This is a genomic window from Mycobacterium sp. E3198, assembly GCF_001667015.1.
Taxonomy (GTDB): domain Bacteria; phylum Actinomycetota; class Actinomycetes; order Mycobacteriales; family Mycobacteriaceae; genus Mycobacterium.
The window spans coordinates 35,360-54,843 of sequence record NZ_LZIS01000202.1 but is presented as its reverse complement, the minus strand read 5'-3'; the positions used below and the strand labels follow the sequence as shown (position 1 = coordinate 54,843).

At 67.7% G+C, this 19,484-nt stretch carries 29 protein-coding genes; 27 read left to right on the top strand and 2 right to left on the bottom strand.

The genetic code is table 11. The features are described 5' to 3' along the window. The first annotated feature begins 7 nt into the window (after nt 1-7). The 13 genes from rplC (at nt 8) to A5673_RS21970 (ending at nt 9,272) form a co-directional block, all read left to right on the top strand. Nucleotides 8-661 carry a 50S ribosomal protein L3 gene (gene rplC / locus A5673_RS22030; RefSeq protein ID WP_066907347.1) on the top strand — a complete coding sequence of 218 codons (654 nt, stop codon included), beginning with the start codon at nt 8-10 and terminating at the stop codon, nt 659-661. Then, entirely contained in the window at nt 661-1,317 is a 657-nt protein-coding gene (rplD, locus tag A5673_RS22025) for a 50S ribosomal protein L4 (protein ID WP_068237447.1), read from the top strand. The genes rplC and rplD overlap by 1 nt, the downstream gene beginning before the upstream one ends. Further along, nucleotides 1,317-1,619 (top strand): 50S ribosomal protein L23, encoded by a 303-nt coding sequence (rplW, locus tag A5673_RS22020; protein WP_067873335.1) that lies wholly within the window; start codon nt 1,317-1,319, stop codon nt 1,617-1,619. The genes rplD and rplW overlap by 1 nt, the downstream gene beginning before the upstream one ends. 16 nt (nt 1,620-1,635) lie before the next feature. Continuing rightward, nucleotides 1,636-2,478 (top strand): 50S ribosomal protein L2, encoded by an 843-nt coding sequence (rplB, locus tag A5673_RS22015; RefSeq protein ID WP_066907356.1) that lies wholly within the window; start codon nt 1,636-1,638, stop codon nt 2,476-2,478. 9 nt (nt 2,479-2,487) lie between these two features. Next, on the top strand, nt 2,488-2,769 hold the full coding sequence (rpsS, locus tag A5673_RS22010) for a 30S ribosomal protein S19 (protein ID WP_066907363.1): 282 nt from the start codon (nt 2,488-2,490) through the stop codon (nt 2,767-2,769). Continuing rightward, nucleotides 2,766-3,299: a 50S ribosomal protein L22 gene (rplV, locus tag A5673_RS22005; RefSeq protein ID WP_068237445.1), complete on the top strand. Its 534-nt coding sequence runs from the start codon at nt 2,766-2,768 to the stop codon at nt 3,297-3,299. The genes rpsS and rplV overlap by 4 nt, the downstream gene beginning before the upstream one ends. After that, a complete protein-coding gene (rpsC, locus tag A5673_RS22000) occupies nt 3,299-4,135 on the top strand; it encodes a 30S ribosomal protein S3 (protein ID WP_068237442.1) in 837 nt (278 codons plus the stop codon). The genes rplV and rpsC overlap by 1 nt, the downstream gene beginning before the upstream one ends. 3 nt (nt 4,136-4,138) lie before the next feature. Then, entirely contained in the window at nt 4,139-4,555 is a 417-nt protein-coding gene (gene rplP, locus A5673_RS21995; RefSeq protein WP_066907369.1) for a 50S ribosomal protein L16, read from the top strand. After that, a complete protein-coding gene (gene rpmC, locus A5673_RS21990; RefSeq protein ID WP_068237439.1) occupies nt 4,555-4,788 on the top strand; it encodes a 50S ribosomal protein L29 in 234 nt (77 codons plus the stop codon). The genes rplP and rpmC overlap by 1 nt, the downstream gene beginning before the upstream one ends. Continuing rightward, a complete protein-coding gene (rpsQ, locus tag A5673_RS21985; RefSeq protein ID WP_369806513.1) occupies nt 4,785-5,147 on the top strand; it encodes a 30S ribosomal protein S17 in 363 nt (120 codons plus the stop codon). The genes rpmC and rpsQ overlap by 4 nt, the downstream gene beginning before the upstream one ends. Before the next feature lie 116 nt (nt 5,148-5,263). Further along, complete coding sequence (locus A5673_RS21980) at nt 5,264-7,624, top strand: arylsulfatase (RefSeq protein ID WP_068237433.1); 2,361 nt, start codon at nt 5,264-5,266, stop codon at nt 7,622-7,624. 13 nt (nt 7,625-7,637) lie between these two features. Beyond that, a complete protein-coding gene (locus A5673_RS30170; protein ID WP_231971421.1) occupies nt 7,638-8,294 on the top strand; it encodes a hypothetical protein in 657 nt (218 codons plus the stop codon). Nucleotides 8,295-8,345: 51 nt separating this feature from the next. After that, complete coding sequence (locus tag A5673_RS21970) at nt 8,346-9,272, top strand: DUF4436 domain-containing protein (RefSeq protein ID WP_068237430.1); 927 nt, start codon at nt 8,346-8,348, stop codon at nt 9,270-9,272. Here the strand turns inward: A5673_RS21970 and pstS are convergent, their stop codons facing one another. Further along, nucleotides 9,273-10,400: a phosphate ABC transporter substrate-binding protein PstS gene (pstS, locus tag A5673_RS21965; protein ID WP_068237427.1), complete on the bottom strand. Its 1,128-nt coding sequence runs from the start codon at nt 10,398-10,400 to the stop codon at nt 9,273-9,275. Between the two features lie 261 nt (nt 10,401-10,661). Between pstS and A5673_RS21960 the strand changes: the two genes are divergently transcribed. The 14 genes from A5673_RS21960 (at nt 10,662) to rplO (ending at nt 18,512) form a co-directional block, all read left to right on the top strand. Next, a complete protein-coding gene (locus A5673_RS21960) occupies nt 10,662-11,612 on the top strand; it encodes a DUF4436 domain-containing protein (RefSeq protein WP_068237423.1) in 951 nt (316 codons plus the stop codon). A gap of 21 nt (nt 11,613-11,633) precedes the next feature. Next, complete coding sequence (locus A5673_RS21955; RefSeq protein WP_068237421.1) at nt 11,634-12,524, top strand: formylglycine-generating enzyme family protein; 891 nt, start codon at nt 11,634-11,636, stop codon at nt 12,522-12,524. Between the two features lie 136 nt (nt 12,525-12,660). Then, the gene (locus A5673_RS21950; protein WP_082958886.1) at nt 12,661-13,620 is read left to right on the top strand and encodes a DUF4436 domain-containing protein; all 960 of its coding nucleotides are present in this window, start codon (nt 12,661-12,663) and stop codon (nt 13,618-13,620) included. 73 nt (nt 13,621-13,693) lie between these two features. After that, nucleotides 13,694-14,230 (top strand): DinB family protein, encoded by a 537-nt coding sequence (locus A5673_RS21945; protein ID WP_068237418.1) that lies wholly within the window; start codon nt 13,694-13,696, stop codon nt 14,228-14,230. A 132-nt stretch (nt 14,231-14,362) separates the two neighbouring features. Beyond that, a complete protein-coding gene (rplN, locus tag A5673_RS21940; RefSeq protein ID WP_003403649.1) occupies nt 14,363-14,731 on the top strand; it encodes a 50S ribosomal protein L14 in 369 nt (122 codons plus the stop codon). Then, a complete protein-coding gene (rplX, locus tag A5673_RS21935) occupies nt 14,732-15,049 on the top strand; it encodes a 50S ribosomal protein L24 (RefSeq protein WP_068237416.1) in 318 nt (105 codons plus the stop codon). Beyond that, nucleotides 15,049-15,612, top strand: a complete 564-nt coding sequence (gene rplE, locus A5673_RS21930; protein WP_068237414.1) for a 50S ribosomal protein L5 — start codon at nt 15,049-15,051, stop codon at nt 15,610-15,612. Before rplX ends, rplE begins: the two co-directional genes overlap by 1 nt. Nucleotides 15,613-15,616: 4 nt before the next feature. Next, nucleotides 15,617-15,802 carry a type Z 30S ribosomal protein S14 gene (locus A5673_RS21925; protein WP_055580333.1) on the top strand — a complete coding sequence of 62 codons (186 nt, stop codon included), beginning with the start codon at nt 15,617-15,619 and terminating at the stop codon, nt 15,800-15,802. Between the two features lie 15 nt (nt 15,803-15,817). Next, complete coding sequence (gene rpsH, locus A5673_RS21920; protein ID WP_066907410.1) at nt 15,818-16,216, top strand: 30S ribosomal protein S8; 399 nt, start codon at nt 15,818-15,820, stop codon at nt 16,214-16,216. 12 nt (nt 16,217-16,228) lie between these two features. Continuing rightward, entirely contained in the window at nt 16,229-16,768 is a 540-nt protein-coding gene (rplF, locus tag A5673_RS21915) for a 50S ribosomal protein L6 (RefSeq protein WP_066907413.1), read from the top strand. Between the two features lie 41 nt (nt 16,769-16,809). Then, nucleotides 16,810-17,178 carry a 50S ribosomal protein L18 gene (rplR, locus tag A5673_RS21910; RefSeq protein WP_082958888.1) on the top strand — a complete coding sequence of 123 codons (369 nt, stop codon included), beginning with the start codon at nt 16,810-16,812 and terminating at the stop codon, nt 17,176-17,178. Nucleotides 17,179-17,200: 22 nt separating this feature from the next. Further along, on the top strand, nt 17,201-17,890 hold the full coding sequence (gene rpsE, locus A5673_RS21905; protein WP_068237410.1) for a 30S ribosomal protein S5: 690 nt from the start codon (nt 17,201-17,203) through the stop codon (nt 17,888-17,890). Between the two features lie 2 nt (nt 17,891-17,892). Then, complete coding sequence (gene rpmD, locus A5673_RS21900; RefSeq protein ID WP_066907422.1) at nt 17,893-18,075, top strand: 50S ribosomal protein L30; 183 nt, start codon at nt 17,893-17,895, stop codon at nt 18,073-18,075. Then, nucleotides 18,072-18,512 carry a 50S ribosomal protein L15 gene (gene rplO, locus A5673_RS21895; protein ID WP_068237408.1) on the top strand — a complete coding sequence of 147 codons (441 nt, stop codon included), beginning with the start codon at nt 18,072-18,074 and terminating at the stop codon, nt 18,510-18,512. Before rpmD ends, rplO begins: the two co-directional genes overlap by 4 nt. 18 nt (nt 18,513-18,530) lie before the next feature. Here rplO and A5673_RS21890 read toward each other — a convergent pair whose 3' ends face one another. Further along, nucleotides 18,531-19,457, bottom strand: a complete 927-nt coding sequence (locus tag A5673_RS21890; RefSeq protein ID WP_068237405.1) for an LLM class flavin-dependent oxidoreductase — start codon at nt 19,455-19,457, stop codon at nt 18,531-18,533. Nucleotides 19,458-19,484 lie beyond the last annotated feature (27 nt).

Below are 19,484 nucleotides of genomic sequence, written 5' to 3'. Positions count from 1 at the left end.
AGGACTCATGGCAAGAAAAGGCATTCTGGGCACCAAGCTGGGCATGACGCAGGTGTTCGACGAGAACAACAGGGTTGTGCCGGTGACGGTGGTCAAGGCCGGCCCCAACGTGGTGACCCGCATCCGCACGCCGGAGCGCGACGGCTACAGCGCCGTGCAGCTGGCTTACGGAGAGATCAGCCCGCGCAAGGTCAACAAGCCGGTGACCGGTCAGTACACCGCGGCGGGCGTCAACCCGCGCCGGTATCTGGCCGAGCTGCGTCTGGACAATCCGGACGCCGCCGCCGAATACGAGGTCGGCCAGGAGCTGACGGCCGAGATCTTCGCCGACGGCGCCTACGTCGACGTGACCGGCACCTCCAAGGGCAAGGGCTTCGCCGGAACCATGAAGCGGCACGGCTTTCGCGGTCAGGGCGCCAGCCACGGTGCCCAGGCGGTGCACCGCCGGCCGGGCTCCATCGGCGGCTGCGCCACCCCGGCGCGGGTGTTCAAGGGCACCAGGATGGCCGGCCGGATGGGCAACGACCGGGTGACCGTGCAGAACCTGGTGGTGCACAAGGTCGATACCGAGAACGGCGTGCTGCTGATCAAGGGTGCGGTCCCCGGCCGCACCGGTGGGCTCGTGATGGTCCGCAGCGCGATCAAACGAGGTGAGAAGTAATGGCAGCGCAGAAGATTGACGTGAAGACGCCCGACGGCAAGGTCGACGGCACCATCGAGCTGCCCGCCGAATTGTTTGACGTCGAGGCCAACATCGCGCTGATGCACCAGGTCGTCACGGCCCAGCGGGCGGCCGCCCGACAGGGCACGCACTCGACCAAGACGCGCGGCGACGTCAGCGGCGGCGGGCGCAAGCCGTACCGGCAGAAGGGCACCGGCCGTGCCCGGCAGGGTTCGACGCGGGCCCCGCAGTTCACCGGCGGTGGCGTCGTGCACGGTCCGAAGCCGCGCGACTACAGCCAGCGCACGCCCAAGAAGATGATCGCCGCGGCGTTGCGGGGTGCGCTGTCCGACCGTGCGCGCAACGGACGCATCCACGCCATCACCGAGTTGGTCGCGGGCCAGGCCCCGTCCACCAAGAGCGCCAAGGCATTTCTGGGCACGCTCACCGAGCGCAAGCAGGTGCTGCTCGTCATCGGCCGCACCGACGAGACCGGTGCGAAGAGCGTGCGCAACCTGCCGGGCGTGCACGTGCTGGCGCCCGACCAGCTCAACACCTATGACGTGCTGCGCTCCGACGACGTGGTGTTCAGCGTCGAGGCCCTCAACGCCTACATCGCGGCCAACACCAGTTCTGCCGAGGAGGTTTCGGCCTGATGGCGACCATCGCTGACCCCCGCGACATCATCCTGGCGCCGGTCATCTCCGAGAAGTCCTACGGGCTCCTCGACGAGAACGTCTACACCTTCGTGGTGCACCCCGACTCGAACAAGACGCAGATCAAGATCGCTGTCGAGAAGATCTTTTCCGTCAAGGTCGCGTCGGTGAACACCGCGAATCGACAGGGCAAGCGCAAGCGCACCCGCACCGGATACGGCAAGCGCAAGAGCACCAAGCGCGCGATCGTCACCCTGGCGCCGGGCAGCAAGCCGATCGACCTCTTCGGCGCACCGAGCTAGAAAGACCTGATCAGACATGGCAATTCGTAAGTACAAGCCGACGACCCCGGGTCGCCGCGGCGCCAGCGTCTCCGACTTCGCGGAGATCACCCGGTCGGAGCCGGAGAAGTCGCTGGTTCGTCCGCTGCACGGTCACGGTGGCCGCAACGCGCACGGGCGGATCACCACCCGCCACAAGGGTGGCGGGCACAAGCGCGCCTACCGGGTGATCGACTTTCGCCGCAACGACAAGGACGGCGTCAACGCCAAGGTCGCGCACATCGAGTACGACCCGAACCGCACCGCCAACATCGCGTTGCTGCACTACCTGGACGGCGAGAAGCGTTACATCATTGCGCCGCTTGGCCTCTCGCAGGGCGACGTGGTGGAGTCCGGCGCCAACGCCGACATCAAGCCGGGCAACAACCTGCCGCTGCGCAACATCCCGGCCGGCACCCTGGTGCACGCCGTGGAGCTGCGGCCGGGCGGCGGCGCGAAGCTGGCGCGGTCGGCCGGGTCGAGCATCCAGTTGCTCGGCAAGGAGGGCAGCTACGCCTCGCTGCGGATGCCCAGCGGTGAGATCCGCCGCGTCGACGTGCGCTGCCGCGCCACCGTCGGCGAGGTGGGCAACGCCGAGCAGGCGAACATCAACTGGGGCAAGGCCGGTCGCATGCGGTGGAAGGGCAAGCGCCCGTCGGTCCGCGGTGTGGTCATGAACCCGGTGGACCACCCGCACGGCGGTGGTGAGGGCAAGACCTCCGGCGGTCGGCACCCGGTCAGCCCGTGGGGCAAGCCGGAGGGCCGCACCCGCCACCCGAACAAGGCCAGTAACAAGCTCATCGTCCGGCGACGCCGCACCGGCAAGAAGCATTCGCGGTAGGAGTAGCACATGCCACGCAGCCTGAAGAAGGGTCCGTTCGTCGACGGCCATCTGCTCAAGAAGGTCGACGTACAGAACGAGAAGAACACCAAGCAGGTCATCAAGACCTGGTCGCGCCGGTCGACGATCATTCCGGACTTCATCGGCCACACCTTCGCGGTGCACGACGGCCGCAAGCACGTCCCGGTGTTCGTCACCGAGGCGATGGTCGGCCACAAGCTCGGCGAGTTCGCCCCGACGCGCACCTTCAAGGGGCACATCAAGGATGATCGGAAGGCCAAGCGGCGATGACCAGTACTGAGTTTCCGTCTGCGGTCGCCAAGGCGCGGTTCGTGCGCGTGTCGCCGAGAAAGGCGCGCCGGGTGATCGACCTGGTGCGCGGCAGGTCCGTGGAGGACGCGCTGGACATCCTGCGCTGGGCGCCGCAGGCCGCCAGCGAGCCGGTCGCCAAGGTGATCGCCAGCGCGGCGGCCAACGCGCAGAACAACAACGGGCTGGACCCGGCGACCCTGGTGGTCGCCACCGTCTATGCCGACGAAGGGCCGACCGCCAAGCGCATCCGCCCGCGCGCCCAGGGCCGCGCCTTCCGGATCCGCAGGCGCACCAGCCACATCACGGTCGTGGTGGAAAGCCGGCCGGCGAAGGACGCCGGGTCGGCGAAGTCGACGCGGGCCCGCCGCGCCGAGGCCAGCAAGGCCGCGGCGAAGGCGCCCGCCAAGAAGGCGCCCGCCAAGAAAGCGCCGGCCGCAAAGAAGGCGCCGGCAAAGAAGGCCCCGGCCAAGGCTTCTGAGGCTTCTGAAGCGAAGGGAGGCTCAGACTAGTGGGCCAGAAGATCAATCCGCACGGCTTCCGGCTGGGCATCACCACGGACTGGAAGTCCCGCTGGTACGCCGACAAGCAGTACGCCGACTACGTCAAGGAAGACGTCGCGATCCGCCGGCTGCTGTCCACGGGCCTGGAGCGCGCCGGCATCGCCGACGTCGAGATCGAGCGCACCCGCGACCGGGTTCGGGTGGACATCCACACCGCGCGCCCGGGCATCGTCATCGGTCGCCGCGGCACCGAGGCCGACCGGATCCGCGCGGACCTGGAGAAGCTGACCGGCAAGCAGGTCCAGCTGAACATCCTCGAGGTCAAAAACCCGGAGTCGCAAGCGCAATTGGTGGCCCAAGGCGTCGCCGAGCAGTTGAGCAACCGCGTGGCGTTCCGCCGGGCGATGCGCAAGGCCATTCAGTCGGCGATGCGCCAGCCCAACGTCAAGGGCATCCGGGTGCAGTGCTCCGGCCGCCTCGGCGGCGCGGAGATGAGCCGCTCGGAGTTCTACCGCGAGGGCCGGGTCCCGCTGCACACGCTGCGCGCCGACATCGATTACGGCCTGTACGAGGCCAAGACCACCTTCGGCCGGATCGGCGTGAAGGTGTGGATCTACAAGGGCGACATCGTCGGCGGCAAGCGCGAGTTGGCGGCCGCCGCCCCGGCGGGCGCCGACCGTCCGCGCCGCGAGCGGCCGTCGGGCACGCGTCCGCGGCGCAGTGGCGCGTCGGGCACCACGGCGACCAGCACCGAGGCCGGCCGCGCGGCGGGTGCCGAAGAAAGCACTCCGCCGGCCCCGGCCGAAGCTGCGCCTCCCCTCGAACCAGAGAGCACGGAGAGCTGAATCATGTTGATTCCCCGCAAGGTCAAGCACCGCAAGCAGCACCACCCCCGCCAGCGCGGCATCGCCAGCGGCGGCACGGCGGTGAACTTCGGCGACTACGGCATCCAGGCCCTCGAGCACGCCTACGTCACCAACCGGCAGATCGAGTCGGCCCGTATCGCGATCAACCGGCACATCAAGCGTGGCGGCAAGGTCTGGATCAACGTCTTCCCCGACCGCCCGCTGACCAAGAAGCCCGCCGAGACCCGAATGGGTTCGGGTAAGGGCTCGCCGGAGTGGTGGGTCGTCAACGTCAAGCCGGGCCGGGTGCTGTTCGAGCTCAGCTACCCCAACGAGCAGGTCGCCCGGGCGGCGCTCACCCGCGCAATCCACAAGCTGCCGATCAAGGCACGCATCGTGACCCGAGAGGATCAGTTCTGATGGCACTGGGAATTTCGCCTGGCGAACTGCGCGAGCTCACCGACTCCGAACTCGCCGAGCGCGTGCGGGAATCCAAGGAGGAGCTGTTCAACCTGCGCTTCCAGATGGCGACCGGACAGCTCACCAACAATCGCCGGCTCCGCACGGTGCGTCAGGAAATCGCGCGCGTCTACACGGTGCTGCGCGAACGAGAACTGGGCCTCGCCAGCGGGCCCGATGGTAAGGATTCGTGATGGCAGAAGCGAAGAAGGCCACCGCCAAGGCCGCTCCCAAGAAGGCCGCCGCCAAGGACGCCGACTCGAAAGACAAGGGCCCCAAGCACACTCCGGCCAACCCCAAGTCGCGCGGCCGGCGCAAGGTGCGCATCGGCTACGTGGTGAGCGACAAGATGCAGAAGACCATCGTGGTCGAGCTGGAAGACCGTATGCGCCACCCGCTGTACGGCAAGATTATCCGGACCACCAAGAAGGTCAAGGCGCACGACGAGGACAGCACCGCCGGAATCGGCGACCGCGTCTCGCTGATGGAGACGCGCCCGATGTCGGCGACCAAGCGCTGGCGGCTGGTCGAAATCCTCGAGAAGGCCAAGTAGCGCTCAGGCAACGCAAAAGCGCCCGGGACCCCGTGGTCTCGGGCGTTTGCGTTCGCCGAGCGTAACCCCACCGCGAAAAAAGGCCGGAAGTCTCGCAGTGGCGTTACGCTCGGCGCATGTCTCCTGACTCGCGAAACTTCCAAGGCAAGATCGAGCTGGATATCCGCGATTCGGAGCCGGACTGGGGGCCGTACGCGGCGCCGACGGCCCCGGCGAACTCGCCGAACATCCTGTATCTGGTTTGGGACGACACCGGCATCGCGACGTGGGACTGCTTCGGCGGCCTGGTCGAGATGCCGGCCATGACGCGCATCGCCGAGCGCGGCGTGCGGTTGTCGCAATTTCACACCACCGCGCTGTGCTCGCCGACCCGGGCGTCGCTGCTGACCGGACGCAACGCGACCACCGTCGGCATGGCCACCATCGAGGAATTCACCGATGGTTTTCCCAACTGCAATGGGCGGATCCCCGCCGACACCGCGCTGATCTCCGAGGTGCTCGCCGAGCGGGGTTACAACACGTATTGCATCGGCAAGTGGCACCTGACGCCGCTCGAAGAGTCCAATCTCGCGTCGACGAAACGACACTGGCCCACCTCGCGCGGCTTCGAGCGGTTCTACGGGTTCATGGGCGGCGAGACCGACCAGTGGTATCCCGACCTGGTCTACGACAACCACCCCGTCAGCCCGCCGGGCACGCCGGAAGACGGCTATCACCTGTCCAAGGACATTGCCGATAGGACCATCGAATTCATCCGCGACGCCAAGGTGATCGCGCCGGACAAGCCGTGGTTCAGCTACGTGTGCCCGGGCGCCGGGCATGCGCCCCACCATGTCTTCAAGGAGTGGGCGGACCGCTACGCCGGCCGGTTCGACATGGGCTACGAGCGCTACCGCGAGATCGTGCTGGAAAAGCAGAAGTCGATGGGCATCGTGCCGCCGGACACCGAACTGTCGCCGGTCAACCCGTATTCGGACGTCAAGGGACCGAACGGCGAGACGTGGCCGCTGCAGGACACGGTGCGTCCCTGGGATTCGCTGGGCGACGAAGAGCGCAAGCTGTTCTGCCGTATGGCCGAGGTGTTCGCCGGGTTCCTCAGCTACACCGATGCCCAGATCGGCCGCATCCTGGACTATCTCGAGGAGTCCGGCCAGCTGGACAACACCATCATCGTGGTCATCTCCGACAACGGCGCCAGCGGTGAGGGTGGGCCCAACGGGTCGGTGAACGAGGGCAAGTTCTTCAACGGTTACATCGACACCGTCGAGGAGAGCATGAAGCTCTTCGACCACCTGGGCGGGCCGGAGACCTACAACCATTACCCGATCGGGTGGGCGATGGCGTTCAACACCCCCTACAAGCTCTACAAGCGCTACGCCTCGCACGAGGGCGGCATCGCCGACACGGCAATCGTCTCGTGGCCCAACGGCATTGCCGCGCACGGCGAGGTCCGCGACGCCTATGTCAACGTCTGCGACATCACACCGACCGTCTTCGACCTGCTGGGCATGACGCCGCCGGAGACCGTCAAGGGCGTCGCGCAGAAACCGCTGGACGGCGTGAGTTTCAAGGCGGCCCTGGGCGAGCCGGGCGCCGACACCGGAAAGAAGACCCAGTTCTACACCATGCTGGGCACCCGCGGCATCTGGCATGAGGGCTGGTTCGCCAACACCGTCCACGCCGCCACCCCGGCCGGCTGGTCGCACTTCGACGCCGATCGCTGGGAGCTCTTCCACATCGAGGTCGACCGCAGCCAGTGCCACGACCTGGCCGCCGAGCGCCCCGACAAGCTGGAAGAGCTTAAGGCGCTGTGGTTTTCCGAGGCGGCCAAGTACAACGGCCTGCCGCTGTCGGACCTGAACATCGTCGAGACGATGATGCGTTCGCGTCCCTACCTGGTCGGCGAACGGTCCAGCTACACGTACTACCCCCACTGCGCCGACGTCGGCATCGGCGCCGCCGCGGAGATTCGCGGCCGCTCGTTCGCCGTGCTCGCCGACGTGACCGTGGATACCACCGGCGCCGAGGGCGTGCTGTTCAAACAGGGCGGCGCCCACGGGGGCCACGTCCTGTTCGTCCAGGACGGTCGGCTGCACTACGTCTACAACTTCCTCGGTGAACGCCAGCAGCTGGTCTCGTCGTCCGGCCCGGTCCCGTTGGGGCGACACCTGTTCGGCGTTCGCTATGCGCGCACGGGAACGGTCGAGAACAGCCATACCCCACTTGGCGACCTCACGCTGTTCGTCGACGACGAAATGGTCGGCACGCTGCCGGCGGTGACGACTCACCCCGGGACGTTCGGCCTGGCCGGGGCCGGCATCACGGTCGGGCACAACGGTGGATCGGGGGTGTCGAGCCGCTACAAGGCGCCGTTCGCCTTCACCGGCGGCACCATCGCGCAGGTCACCATCGACCTGTCGGACAGGCCGTACCAGGACGTCGAAAAGGAACTCGCGCTTGCGTTTTCGCGCGACTGATCTGGCAGTCGGTGTGGCCGTCCTGGTCTGCCTGGGGGCGGGTGTGGGTTGCGAGCGGAGCACCGGCGGCCGCGCGGTCCGCACGAGCGGTGCGGCTCCGTCGACGACGTCCGTCGCGCCGACGCGGTCCGACCCCGCCGAGCCGGTGCCCGGCGTCGAAGTCACGCTGCCCGAACACATTCCGCCCAACGCCGTGGTGTGCTTTCCACGCCCGCCCGCCAGCGGCACCATGGCCGTCGCCTCGGTGCCGGATCCGGCGGCGCCCGTCATCACGCTCCCGCTGCCCGACGGCTGGAACTCTGCCCGCGGCTCCGGCGACGTGGCGTTGACGGCGTCAGGGCCCGCCGGCATGTCGGTGCGGGTGACGATCACGCCGACGGACCTCGAAGCCGGCGGGGCGTTCCTGCGCTACGCGGCCGAGCTGCGCACCCGATGGCCGGGCGTCGCCGTCGCCGTCGCGCCGGCGCAATTCTGCGGCTACAGCAGCCAGTTGCTGAGCGGGACCGTCGCGGGGCCCGGCGGGGTGGCGTTCGCCGACCGCATCACCCACGTCTGGACGAACACAAAGTCGTTCCTGGTGGTAATCCATCTCGAGGGGCCGGTCGGTGTCCCCGGATTCGACGCGGCGAAGGCGACGACGATGCAGCAGTTTGCTGTCGTCATTCCGTAAAGACCCGTTTTCAGCGCACGCGGGCGGTAGCATCTCGCCCCGTGATGCCCCATGAGCACTGATCCGTCGCCCCCGCCGGCACCGCCCGCCCCACGAGGACCGCGCATCGCCATCGCGTTCGGCATCGTCGTGGCGATCATCGTCATCTACGTCCTCTCCCTGATTGCCGTGCACCTGCTGGCCCAATCGGCGCCTGCGCTGCCCTCGGTGGACCTGAGCAAGGTCGAGGCCGAAGACAGCGTGGTGCAGGTTCGCCTGGAAAAGCTGGACACCGTCGCCAACCGACTCACGGTGAATGTGCTTGTCTACCCGAAGGATTCGCTGTACGACAAGAACAACGGCGTGCTCACGACCGACGCCGCCGTGCGCCTGTACCCGGAGAACGACCTGGGCGACCTGCAGTACCCGGTCGGAAAAGCGCCGGCGCAGGTCAGCACCACCATCCAGGCGCAGGGCGACCCCGGTAATTGGCCGTTCGACTCCTACACCACGCAGGTGATCGCGGCCGACGTGTTCACCGGCACCGGCCAAAGCCGTGAGAAGGCGCCCGCCCGCGTCGAAGTCACCGGAAAGCTGGACGGCTGGGACGCCAGTGTCACCCGGGTCCACGACCCCGAGGACCCCAACCCGGACGTGAAGGACAACGTGACCATCACGCTGCACCGGGCCAGGGGTCCGCTGATCTTCGACCTCGGCATCTGCCTGGTGCTGATCGCCCTGCCCGTGCTGGCGCTGTGGGTGGCCATTCCGGTCGCGCTGGGCAAGACCTCGTTCCTGCCGCCGATGACCACCTGGTACGGCGCGATGCTGTTCGCCATCGTCCCGCTGCGCAACATCCTGCCGGGCAGCCCGCCCTACGGTTCGTGGATCGACCAGGCCGTCGTGCTGTGGGTGCTGATCGGTCTCGTCGCCGCGATGGCCCTGTTCCTGTTCGGTTGGTGGCAGCAGCGCGACCGAAGACAGCCGAAGAAGGGCTGATCACTCGGCGACGGCCGCTCCGGCGTAGCTGATCGCGTCGACGGCGCCGGAGACCCTCGACTGGAAGTTGGGCGACAGCGGTATGTAGCCGTTCCGCGCCAACTCGACCTGGCCGGGGCCGATCGCCGCCTGCAGGAACGCCTTGACGGCCTTGGCCTGGTCCGCCAGGGGGTACTTGGAGCAGACGATCTCGTAGGTGGCCAGGACGATCGGGTACACGTCGGGCTGGGCGGGGTTGTAGAACGACGAGATGTCGAGCACCAGATCGTTGCCCGTACCAGCGATTTTGGCGCCGGTGATTGTCTTGCCGACCGTGTCGGTGCCGATCCGTACCGGCCTCAGCGACCTGCGGCTCGCCGGGGTCTTGATATCCGCGGCGAAAAGCCCCTGCTGCAGCGCGAACGACAACTCGTTGTAGCTGATCGCGCCCTCGGTGGCCTTCACGAGCTCCGAGGTGCCCTTGTTGCCGGCTGCCCCGACGCCGACCCCGCCGTTGAACGACTTGCCGGTGCCCTGCTTCCAGGCTCCGCCGGACGCGGCCTGCAGGTAGAACTGGAAGTTCTCGGTGGTGCCCGATGCGTCGCTGCGGTAGACCACCCGGATGTCTTCGGCCGGCATCGATGTGTTGAACGCGGTGAGGGCCGGGTCGTCCCAGCGCGTGATGGTCCCGTTGAAGATCTTGGCCAGCGTGGGCGCGTCGAGCACCAACGAGTCGACGGAGCCGAGGTTGTAGGTGATGGCCAGCGGGCCGAACACCACGGGCAGGTTCCAAGCGTCGGCCCCGCCGCAACGCTGCTTGGCGGCGGCGTATTGGTCGCCGGATAGCGGTATATCGGAGCCACCGAAATCGGTTTTACCGGAAAGGAATTCGCTGATTCCGGCACCCGAGCCGTTGGCCGTGTAATTGAGGGTCTGCCCCGGGCACGCCCTGTGGTATGCGTCGATGAACTTCGTCATCGCGTTCGCCTGTGCGGTCGAGCCGCTGGCAACCAGCGTCTGCTTGCCGCCGCAGTCCACCTTGGCCCCCGCGGCGTACGCCAGGGTCGCGTGGGCGTTGCTGCATCCCGAGAGCACCAGGGCGGTGGCCGCCGCCAGGCTCATCGCGGCGGTCGTTCGGACGTGCTTCACCCTGCATGCCTCCTGGCGCTGGCGCTGATCGACATGTTTACCGCGGTCGAATTAACAGGCAAACAAACGAGGAATGAACGAGTCGTCATTCGTGCCCTGTTCGGGTTTCGCTGGGCGGCGATCGGGTGTGCGGCGGGTTGCGCATATTGCCTACTGATGGCGGGAAAATTTCTTTGGCGCATGGACAGCGACGGTTCGCTACGATCTAATCCTCCTGTGCTCGCCCCCCGAGCCCCGCACACCGCACGGAGGTGTTGACCGATGACCCATCAGGCTCCACCTGCACCACCGCCCGCGACACCTCCCACGCCGCCGGAGCCGCCGCCCGCCGCGCCGCCCGGGGCGCCCACCAAGCGCGGCGGACGGCGCACCCTGTTGGTGATCGGCATCCTGGTCGCCTTCCTCATCGTCTACGGCCTGTCGCTGTTCGGCGTCCACGCGCTGTCCAAATCGGCGGGACCGCTCAAGCCGCCGGATTTGAACGCGACCAGCGACACCGTCGTCTTGGTGCGTCTCGAAAAGCTGGAAACCGTCGCGAATCGCCTGACGGTGAAGGTGCTTGTGATTCCTGAGGATTCGATGTTCGACAAGCGCCTCGATGTGCTGAAGACCGACACCGCGGTGCGGATGGACCCCCCCAACGACCTGGGTGACCTGCAATACCCGGCGGGGAAGTCGCCGGCGCAGGTCGCCACCACGATCGAGGCGCACGGCGACCCCAACAACTGGCCGTTCGACTCCTACAGCACCGACACGCTGTCGGCGGAGGTGCTCGTCGGGCAAGGCGATGCTCGCCAGTACATACCCGCCCGGGTGGAAGTGACCGGGGCGTTGGACGGTTGGGACGTCAGCGTCCAGCGGGTGGGTGAAGCGAGCCAGGAGGCGGACCGCCCGGACAACGTGATCATCACCCTGCATCGGGCCAAGGGGCCGCTGATCTTCGACTTGGGCATCTGCCTCGTGCTGTTCGCCTTGCCCACCCTGGCTTTCGCCGTGGCCATACAGATCGCACTGGGCAGACGGAAATTCGTGCCGCCCTTCGTGACGTGGTTCGCCGCCATGCTGTTCGCCGTCATCCCCATCCGCAATTTCCTGCCGGGGTCTCCACCCCCGGGAGCGTGGATCGACCAGGTTCTGGTGATCTGGGTGTTGATGGCGCTCGTCGCGGCGATGGCCTTGTACATGTTCACCTGGTACCGACAATCCGACTGACGCGCGCCCTACCCTGAAGGGGTGCTCACCGAGTTGGTCGACCTCCCGGGCGGATCATTCCGCATGGGTTCGACGAGCTTCTATCCCGAAGAGGCGCCGATCCACACCGTGACGGTGGCGGCATTCGCGGTGGAACGCCACCCGGTGACCAACGCGCAGTTCGCCGAATTCGTCTCTGACACAGGCTATGTGACCGTCGCCGAGCAGCCGATGGACCCGGCGCTGTACCCCGGGGCGGACCCCGCCGACCTGGGTCCGGGAGCCATGGTCTTCCGGCCGACGCAAGGCCCGGTCGACCTGCGCGACTGGCGGCAATGGTGGGACTGGGTGCCGGGCGCCAACTGGCGAAATCCGTTCGGGCCGGGCAGCGATGTGCAGGACAGGGCCGATCACCCGGTGGTGCAGGTGGCCTACCCCGACGCCGCCGCGTACGCGCGCTGGGCCGGTCGGCGGCTCCCGACCGAGGCCGAGTGGGAGTACGCCGCCCGCGGCGGAACCGCGACGACCTATTCCTGGGGGGAGGAGGCCAACCCGGACGGCCGGCTGATGGCCAACACGTGGCAGGGACGCTTCCCGTATCGCAACGACGGCGCGCTCGGCTGGGTGCGCACCTCGCCCGTGGGGACCTTTCCCCCCAACGGATTTGGCCTGCTGGACATGATCGGAAACGTCTGGGAGTGGACGACCACCCGATTCTCCGCGCACCACCGGCTCGATCAACCACCGAAAGCGTGTTGCGCGCCCTCGGGGCCGGCGGATCCGTCCGTCAGCCAGACGCTGAAGGGCGGTTCGCACCTGTGCGCGCCGGAGTATTGCCACCGCTACCGCCCAGCCGCGCGGTCACCGCAATCACAGGACACCGCGACGACCCACATCGGCTTTCGCTGCGTGGTGGATTCGCCGACGCGCTAGGCCGCCCCACAGCAAAGCGACCGCGGGATTACCGCCCGATGGACGGTGCATGACGGAGCCTTCGTCACCGCGCGCGACCGGCGCAAGTTCACTAGCATCTGATCGGTGTTGCCCCCACTGTGCGCGCGGGTCAGCAATGACCGCTGAGGCTCAGACGACACAGGCTCCGCCACGGCCGTCGGACGAACCGCCGCCCCCACCCCCGCCGGCCGGCAAACCGTACCGCAGGCCGCGCATCGCGATCGGCGTGAGCATTCTGCTCGTCGTCATCTCCGCCTACGCCCTGTCTCTGTTCGGCGTCCACCAGCTGCAGGAAGCGGAGGCCCCGCTTCCTCCGCTGGATCTCAGCCAGGGCGGGGGCGACGCGACCATCGTGCAACTGCGCCTCGAGGAGCTCAAGCCCGTCGCGAATCGTCTTACCGTGAATGTCCTTGTCTATCCGGGTATCTCGGCGTACGACAATCGCTACGACGTGCTGGGCACCGATGTGGGCGTGCGCCTGTACCCGACCAGCGACCTGGGGGACCTGCACTACCCGAAAGGGAAGGCGCCGGCGCAACTCAGCACCACCGTGGAGGCGCACGGCGATCCCGGCAACTGGCCCTTCGACTCGTACCGGACCGAACCGATCTCGGCCGACGCGTTCGTCGGGTCCGGCGACAACGTCAAGAAGGTGCCCGCCCGCGTCGAAGTCACCGGTGAACTCGACGGGTGGGACGTCAGCGTCCAGCGGCTGCACGATCCCGGTGCGCTCCCGACCCAGCGTGGCTCCGACAACGGGAATGTCGTGATCACCTTCAAGCGCGCCAAGGGGCCGCTGATCTTCGACCTGGGCATCTGCCTGGTGCTCATCAGCCTGCCCACCCTGGCGCTGTTGGTCGCCATCCCCATGGCCCTGGGCCGACGGAAATTCCTGCCGCCGTTCGCGACGTGGTACGCCGCGAACCTGTTTGCGATCGTCCCGCTGCGCAACATCCTGCCCGGCGCCCCGCCCCCCGGTTCCTGGATAGACCAGGCCATCGTGCAGTGGGTGCTGATCGCGCTCGTGACGGCGATGAGCCTCTACATCTTCGCCTGGATCCGGCAAGGGGACTGACACCCGGGCGCGATGCTGTTCGCCGTCGTGCTGTTGTGTCACCGGCTGACGGCGATTGGTGCAGGATCTCCCCATGCCCGCGTCGCTGCCGCCGCTTGCCGCCGAGGATCACGTCTGCGACACCTGTGCGGTCGTTTACTCCGAAACGGGGATCGACGACGCCGTCGCAGTCATCGCCGGGCTGCCGGACGCGGTCGCCGACGCGATCGGCGTGATCGCGCCCGCGGCCCGGCGGGTGCGGCCCGCTCCAGACGTGTGGTCGGTCGCCGAGTACCTCTGCCACGTGCGCGACGTCTACGTCAGCTTCACCATCCGGCTGCACCGCGTCCGCGCGGAGCACGAACCCGCCCTCGAGCCGATGTTCAACGACCTGCGGGCCCGCCGGTTCCGGTACAACGACTGCGACATCGAGGCCACGCTGGGCGAGCTGGCCGCCGGCACCGCCGGGTTCCGCGACGAGGTCGGGCGCACGGAAGACTGGGACCGCGCGGGCTCCCGGTTGCCGGGCGAACGGCGCACCGCGCGGTGGCTGGTCCGCCAGGCGATGCACGAAGGCGTCCATCACCTCGCCGACATCCGCAGATTTGGCTCTGAGCTGGTCGTCCCCTAGACTCTAGGGGTTGCCTTGGGCAGACCTCGGCCGGTGCGAATCGGCCCCGCGTGCCCTTCGGTGACAAAGACCGCGCACGTCAGGCTTTGGGTTCGTCCTGTCGTGCACACATGAACCAGGTCAGGAGATCGAGTGATTCAGCAGGAATCGCGGCTGAAGGTCGCCGACAACACCGGCGCCAAGGAGATCTTGTGCATCCGTGTGCTCGGCGGTTCGTCGCGACGCTACGCCGGCATCGGTGACGTCATCGTCGCCACCGTCAAGGACGCCATCCCCGGCGGCAACGTCAAGCGCGGCGACGTCGTCAAAGCCGTGGTGGTGCGGACGGTCAAGGAGCGCCGCCGTCCCGACGGCAGCTACATCAAGTTCGACGAAAACGCCGCGGTGATCATCAAGCCCGACAACGACCCGCGCGGGACGCGCATCTTCGGGCCGGTCGGCCGCGAACTGCGCGAGAAGCGATTCATGAAGATCATCTCGCTGGCCCCGGAGGTGTTGTAGATGAAGGTCCACAAGGGCGACACCGTCCTCGTCATCGCGGGCAAGGACAAGGGCGCCAAGGGCAAGGTCCTGCAGGCCTACCCGGAACGCAACCGCGTGCTGGTCGAGGGCGTCAACCGGATCAAGAAGCACACCGCGATTTCGACCAACCAGCGCGGAGCGCGGTCGGGTGGCATCGTCACGCAGGAAGCGCCGATCCACGTCTCCAACGTGATGGTGGTCGACTCGGACGGCAAGCCCACCCGGATCGGCTATCGGACCGACGAGGAAACCGGCAAGCGGGTCCGCATCTCCAAGCGCAACGGCAAGGACATCTGATGAGCACCGCAGAGAAGACTCAGCCGCGCCTGAAAGAGCGCTACCGCAACGAGATTCGGGATGCGTTGCACAAGCAGTTCGGCTACGGCAACGTCATGCAGATCCCGACCGTGACCAAGGTCGTCGTCAACATGGGGGTCGGCGACGCCGCCCGCGACGCCAAGCTGATCAACGGTGCGGTCAACGACCTGGCCCTGATCACCGGGCAGAAGCCGGAGATTCGCAAGGCGCGCAAGTCCATTGCGCAGTTCAAGTTGCGCGAGGGCATGCCGATCGGCGCCCGGGTGACCCTGCGCGGGGACCGGATGTGGGAGTTCCTCGACCGGCTCACGGCGATTGCGCTGCCGCGTATCCGCGACTTCCGCGGCCTGTCGCCCAAGCAGTTCGACGGTGTCGGCAACTACACGTTCGGACTGGCCGAGCAGTCGGTGTTCCACGAGATCGACGTGGACAAGATCGACCGGGTCCGGGGCATGGACATCAACGTCGTCACCTCGGCGACGACCGACGACGAAGGGCGAGCGCTGTTGCGGGCCCTCGGCTTTCCGTTCAAGGAGAACTGAGCAAATGGCGAAGAAGGCACTGGTCAACAAGGCCAACCGCAAACCGAAGTTCGCGGTGCGCGGCTACACCCGCTGCAGCAAGTGCGGCCGTCCGCGTGCGGTGTTCCGCAAGTTCGGGCTGTGCAGGATCTGCCTGCGCGAGATGGCGCACGCGGGCGAGCTGCCCGGTGTGCAGAAGAGCAGTTGGTAACAGGGGACTAACGATATGACGATGACGGACCCGATCGCGGACTTCTTGACGCGTCTGCGCAATGCCAATTCGGCCTACCACGACGAGGTGAGCCTGCCGCACTCCAAGCTCAAGGCCAACATCGCCCAGATCCTCAAGGCCGAGGGCTACATCAACGACTTCCGCACCGAGGACGCTCGCGTCGGCAAGTCGCTGGTCATCCAGCTCAAGTACGGCCCGAGCCGGGAGCGCAGCATCGCCGGCCTGCGCCGGGTGTCCAAGCCGGGTTTGCGCGTGTACGCGAAATCCACCAACCTGCCGCGGGTGCTCGGCGGACTGGGCGTGGCGATCATCTCCACGTCGTCGGGTCTGCTCACCGACCGTCAGGCGGCCAGACAGGGCGTGGGCGGCGAAGTCCTCGCGTACGTGTGGTGAGGGGTAGTACAGATGTCGCGCATTGGTAAGCAGCCGGTTCCGGTACCCACCGGAGTCGACGTAACGATCGAAGGCCAGAACGTCTCGGTCAAGGGCCCCAAGGGCTCGCTGAACCTGACGGTCGCCGAACCGATCACGGTGGCGCGCAACGACGACGGCGCGATCGTGGTCACCCGCCCCAACGACGAGCGGCGCAACCGCTCGTTGCACGGGCTGTCGCGCACGCTGGTGTCCAACCTCGTCACCGGCGTGACGGAGGGCTACACCGTGAAGATGGAGATCTTCGGGGTCGGCTACCGCGTGCAGCTCAAGGGCTCCAACCTCGAGTTCGCGCTGGGCTACAGCCACCCCGTGGTGATCGAGGCGCCCGAGGGCATCACGTTCGCGGTCCAGTCGCCGACGAAGTTCACGGTGTCGGGGATCGACAAGCAGAAGGTCGGCCAGATTTCGGCGAACATCCGCCGCCTGCGCCGTCCCGACCCGTACAAGGGCAAGGGCGTGCGCTACGAGGGCGAGCAGATCCGCCGCAAGGTCGGAAAGACAGGTAAGTAGTCATGGCGCAAAAGAAGGCTGAGACCGACGCGCGGAAGCCGGTGGGGCAGAGCGTATCCGCGACCCGGCGCGTCTCGCGGCTGCGCAGGCACGCGCGGCTGCGCAAGAAGATCGCGGGCACCCCGCAGCGCCCGCGGCTGGTGGTGCACCGCTCGGCGCGGCACATCCACGTGCAACTGGTCAACGACGAGAACGGCACCACGCTGGCGGCCGCCTCGTCGATCGAGGCCGACGTGCGGGGCCTGGACGGTGACAAGAAAGCCCACAGCGTGCGGGTGGGCCAGCTGATCGCCGAGCGCGCCAAGGCCGCCGGCATCGACTCCGTGGTTTTCGACCGTGGCGGGTACACCTACGGCGGACGGATCGCGGCGCTGGCCGATGCCGCGCGCGAGAACGGATTGAGTTTCTGATGACAACTGGAAGGACCGCATAATGGCGGAACAGTCAGCCGGCGGCCCCGAGGCCCGCGGCGACAACCGCGACTCGCGCGGTGACAACCGCGACAGCCGCGGCCGGCGCGATGGTGGCGGCCGCGGCGGTCGTGACCGCGACGGAGACAAGAGCAACTACCTGGAGCGCGTCGTCGCCATCAACCGCGTCTCCAAGGTGGTCAAGGGTGGACGTCGGTTCAGCTTCACCGCCTTGGTCATCGTCGGTGACGGCGCCGGCATGGTCGGCGTGGGATACGGCAAGGCCAAGGAGGTCCCCGCCGCGATCGCCAAGGGCGTCGAGGAGGCCCGGAAGGGCTTCTTCCGCGTTCCGCTGATCGGCGGGACCATCACGCACCCGGTGCAGGGCGAGGCGGCCGCCGGCGTGGTGCTGCTGCGCCCGGCCAGCCCGGGTACCGGTGTGATCGCCGGCGGTGCGGCGCGCGCGGTGCTGGAATGCGCCGGGGTGCACGACATCCTGGCCAAGTCGTTGGGCAGCGACAACGCGATCAACGTGGTGCACGCCACCGTGGTCGCGCTCAAGCTGCTGCAGCGTCCCGAGGAGGTGGCCGCTCGTCGCGGCCTGCCCATCGAGGACGTCGCCCCGGCCGGGATGCTGAAGGCGCGCCGCGAGAGCGAAGCGCTCGCCGCCAGCCTGCCCGCGGGCGCGGCGGTCCGGGAGGGAACGGCATAGCCATGAGTCAGCTCAAGATCACCCAGGTGCGCAGCACCATCGGTGCGCGCTGGAAGCAGCGTGAGAGCCTGCGCACCCTGGGGTTGCGGCGGATCCGCCACTCGGTGATCCGCGAGGACAACCCGCAGACCCGCGGCCTGATCGCGGTGGTGCGCCACCTGGTGCAGGTGGAGGAGGCCAAGTGACCATCAAATTGCACGACCTCAAACCCGCGCCGGGGTCGAAGAAAGCCCGCACCCGCGTCGGTCGCGGTGAGGGCTCCAAGGGCAAGTCGGCCGGCCGGGGTACCAAGGGCACCAAGGCCCGCACGAACGTGCCGGCCACCTTCGAGGGTGGCCAGATGCCGATCCACATGCGGTTGCCGAAGCTCAAGGGATTCCGGAACCGGTTCCGCACCGAATACGAGATCGTCAACGTCGGCGACATCAACCGGCTGTTCCCGCAGGGCGGTTCGATCGGGGTGGACGAACTGGTGGCCAAGGGCGCGGTGCGCAAGAACGCGTTGGTCAAGGTCCTCGGGGACGGCAAGCTGACCGTCAAGGTCGACCTGACCGCGCACAAGTTCAGCGGCAGCGCGCGCGAGAAGATCACCGCCGCGGGCGGCTCGGCGACCGAGCTGTAGCTTGTCCTGCTCGCGGCATTAGGTCAGCTGCGGAATGACCTCCGCGGCAAGCCGTTCCATCTGCTCGCGGTTGTCTGGGACGTCGACCCCGACGGGGTTGAGCAACACGTACTCGGCGCCCGCGTCGATCACCTTGCGCAGCCCGCGCGCCACGTCGTCGGGTGTGCCCGACACCGGCACGTCGTCGACGCCGGGCATGTCGCCGTAGATGCGGTGCAGCCCGGCGAGCACCCGCTCGCGGGCCCGGGCCGCGTCGTCGTCGACCATCAGGTACACGCGTTTGCCAATCGTGAAGCGCGCCGGGTCTTTTCGCTGTTCGTCCAGTTCGCGGCGCACCACCGCGACCGCGCCGGCGAAGGCCTCGGTCGTCGACGAGCCCGCGCCCAGAAACGAGTCCCCGAGGCGCACCGCCCTGGCCAGGGCCTTGGGGGCCAGCCCACCGAACCAGATCGGTGGATGGGGACGCTGCACCGGCTTGGGCGCGATCGGTAAATCGTCGACATCGCGGAACCGGCCGTGGAACGTCACCCGCGGTTCGTCGGACCAGGCCGCCTTCATCAGCTCCAGGCCCTCGGTGAAATACGAGATGTACGTTGCCTTCTCGACGCCGAATGCGTCGAACCGGCGGAAGCCGCCACCGGTTCCCACGCCGAAATCGAGCCGTCCGTGGCTGAGCCGGTCGACAGCCGTCGCGGCCGAGGCGAGCTGCAGCGGGTCGTGCAGCGAGGTCACCAGGACGGCGACCCCCAGGCGCAGCCGGTCGGTGCAGGCGGCGCAGTATGCCAGCAGTTCCAACGGTGCCAGCAGCGGCGCGTTTCCGATGATCTGCTCGAGCACCCACCCGCCCTCGAAGCCGAGTTCCTCGGCGCGGGCCAGGTAGGACCGCACGCCGGCCGCGTCGAAGCCGTCGTAGTCGAATTGGGGGATGGCGATGGAAAACCTCACCCGACCACGGTACGGCCGCCGATCGGT

Excerpts from the sequence above, each read along its gene's own strand:
- rplW (WP_067873335.1), top strand. The coding sequence starts at position 1,317 with ATGGCGACCATCGCTGACCCCCGCGACATCATCCTGGCGCCGGTCATC.
- rplD (WP_068237447.1), top strand. The coding sequence starts at position 661 with ATGGCAGCGCAGAAGATTGACGTGAAGACGCCCGACGGCAAGGTCGAC.
- rpmD (WP_066907422.1), top strand. The coding sequence starts at position 17,893 with ATGAGTCAGCTCAAGATCACCCAGGTGCGCAGCACCATCGGTGCGCGC.
- A5673_RS21980 (WP_068237433.1), top strand. The coding sequence starts at position 5,264 with ATGTCTCCTGACTCGCGAAACTTCCAAGGCAAGATCGAGCTGGATATC.
- rplC (WP_066907347.1), top strand. The coding sequence starts at position 8 with ATGGCAAGAAAAGGCATTCTGGGCACCAAGCTGGGCATGACGCAGGTG.
- rpmC (WP_068237439.1), top strand. The coding sequence starts at position 4,555 with ATGGCACTGGGAATTTCGCCTGGCGAACTGCGCGAGCTCACCGACTCC.
- A5673_RS21925 (WP_055580333.1), top strand. The coding sequence starts at position 15,617 with ATGGCGAAGAAGGCACTGGTCAACAAGGCCAACCGCAAACCGAAGTTC.
- rpsS (WP_066907363.1), top strand. The coding sequence starts at position 2,488 with ATGCCACGCAGCCTGAAGAAGGGTCCGTTCGTCGACGGCCATCTGCTC.
- rplE (WP_068237414.1), top strand. The coding sequence starts at position 15,049 with ATGAGCACCGCAGAGAAGACTCAGCCGCGCCTGAAAGAGCGCTACCGC.
- A5673_RS21945 (WP_068237418.1), top strand. The coding sequence starts at position 13,694 with ATGCCCGCGTCGCTGCCGCCGCTTGCCGCCGAGGATCACGTCTGCGAC.
- rplV (WP_068237445.1), top strand. The coding sequence starts at position 2,766 with ATGACCAGTACTGAGTTTCCGTCTGCGGTCGCCAAGGCGCGGTTCGTG.
- A5673_RS21950 (WP_082958886.1), top strand. The coding sequence starts at position 12,661 with ATGACCGCTGAGGCTCAGACGACACAGGCTCCGCCACGGCCGTCGGAC.
- rplP (WP_066907369.1), top strand. The coding sequence starts at position 4,139 with ATGTTGATTCCCCGCAAGGTCAAGCACCGCAAGCAGCACCACCCCCGC.
- rpsH (WP_066907410.1), top strand. The coding sequence starts at position 15,818 with ATGACGATGACGGACCCGATCGCGGACTTCTTGACGCGTCTGCGCAAT.
- rplX (WP_068237416.1), top strand. The coding sequence starts at position 14,732 with ATGAAGGTCCACAAGGGCGACACCGTCCTCGTCATCGCGGGCAAGGAC.
- A5673_RS21970 (WP_068237430.1), top strand. The coding sequence starts at position 8,346 with ATGAGCACTGATCCGTCGCCCCCGCCGGCACCGCCCGCCCCACGAGGA.
- rpsE (WP_068237410.1), top strand. The coding sequence starts at position 17,201 with ATGGCGGAACAGTCAGCCGGCGGCCCCGAGGCCCGCGGCGACAACCGC.
- A5673_RS21960 (WP_068237423.1), top strand. The coding sequence starts at position 10,662 with ATGACCCATCAGGCTCCACCTGCACCACCGCCCGCGACACCTCCCACG.
- rplF (WP_066907413.1), top strand. The coding sequence starts at position 16,229 with ATGTCGCGCATTGGTAAGCAGCCGGTTCCGGTACCCACCGGAGTCGAC.
- rplB (WP_066907356.1), top strand. The coding sequence starts at position 1,636 with ATGGCAATTCGTAAGTACAAGCCGACGACCCCGGGTCGCCGCGGCGCC.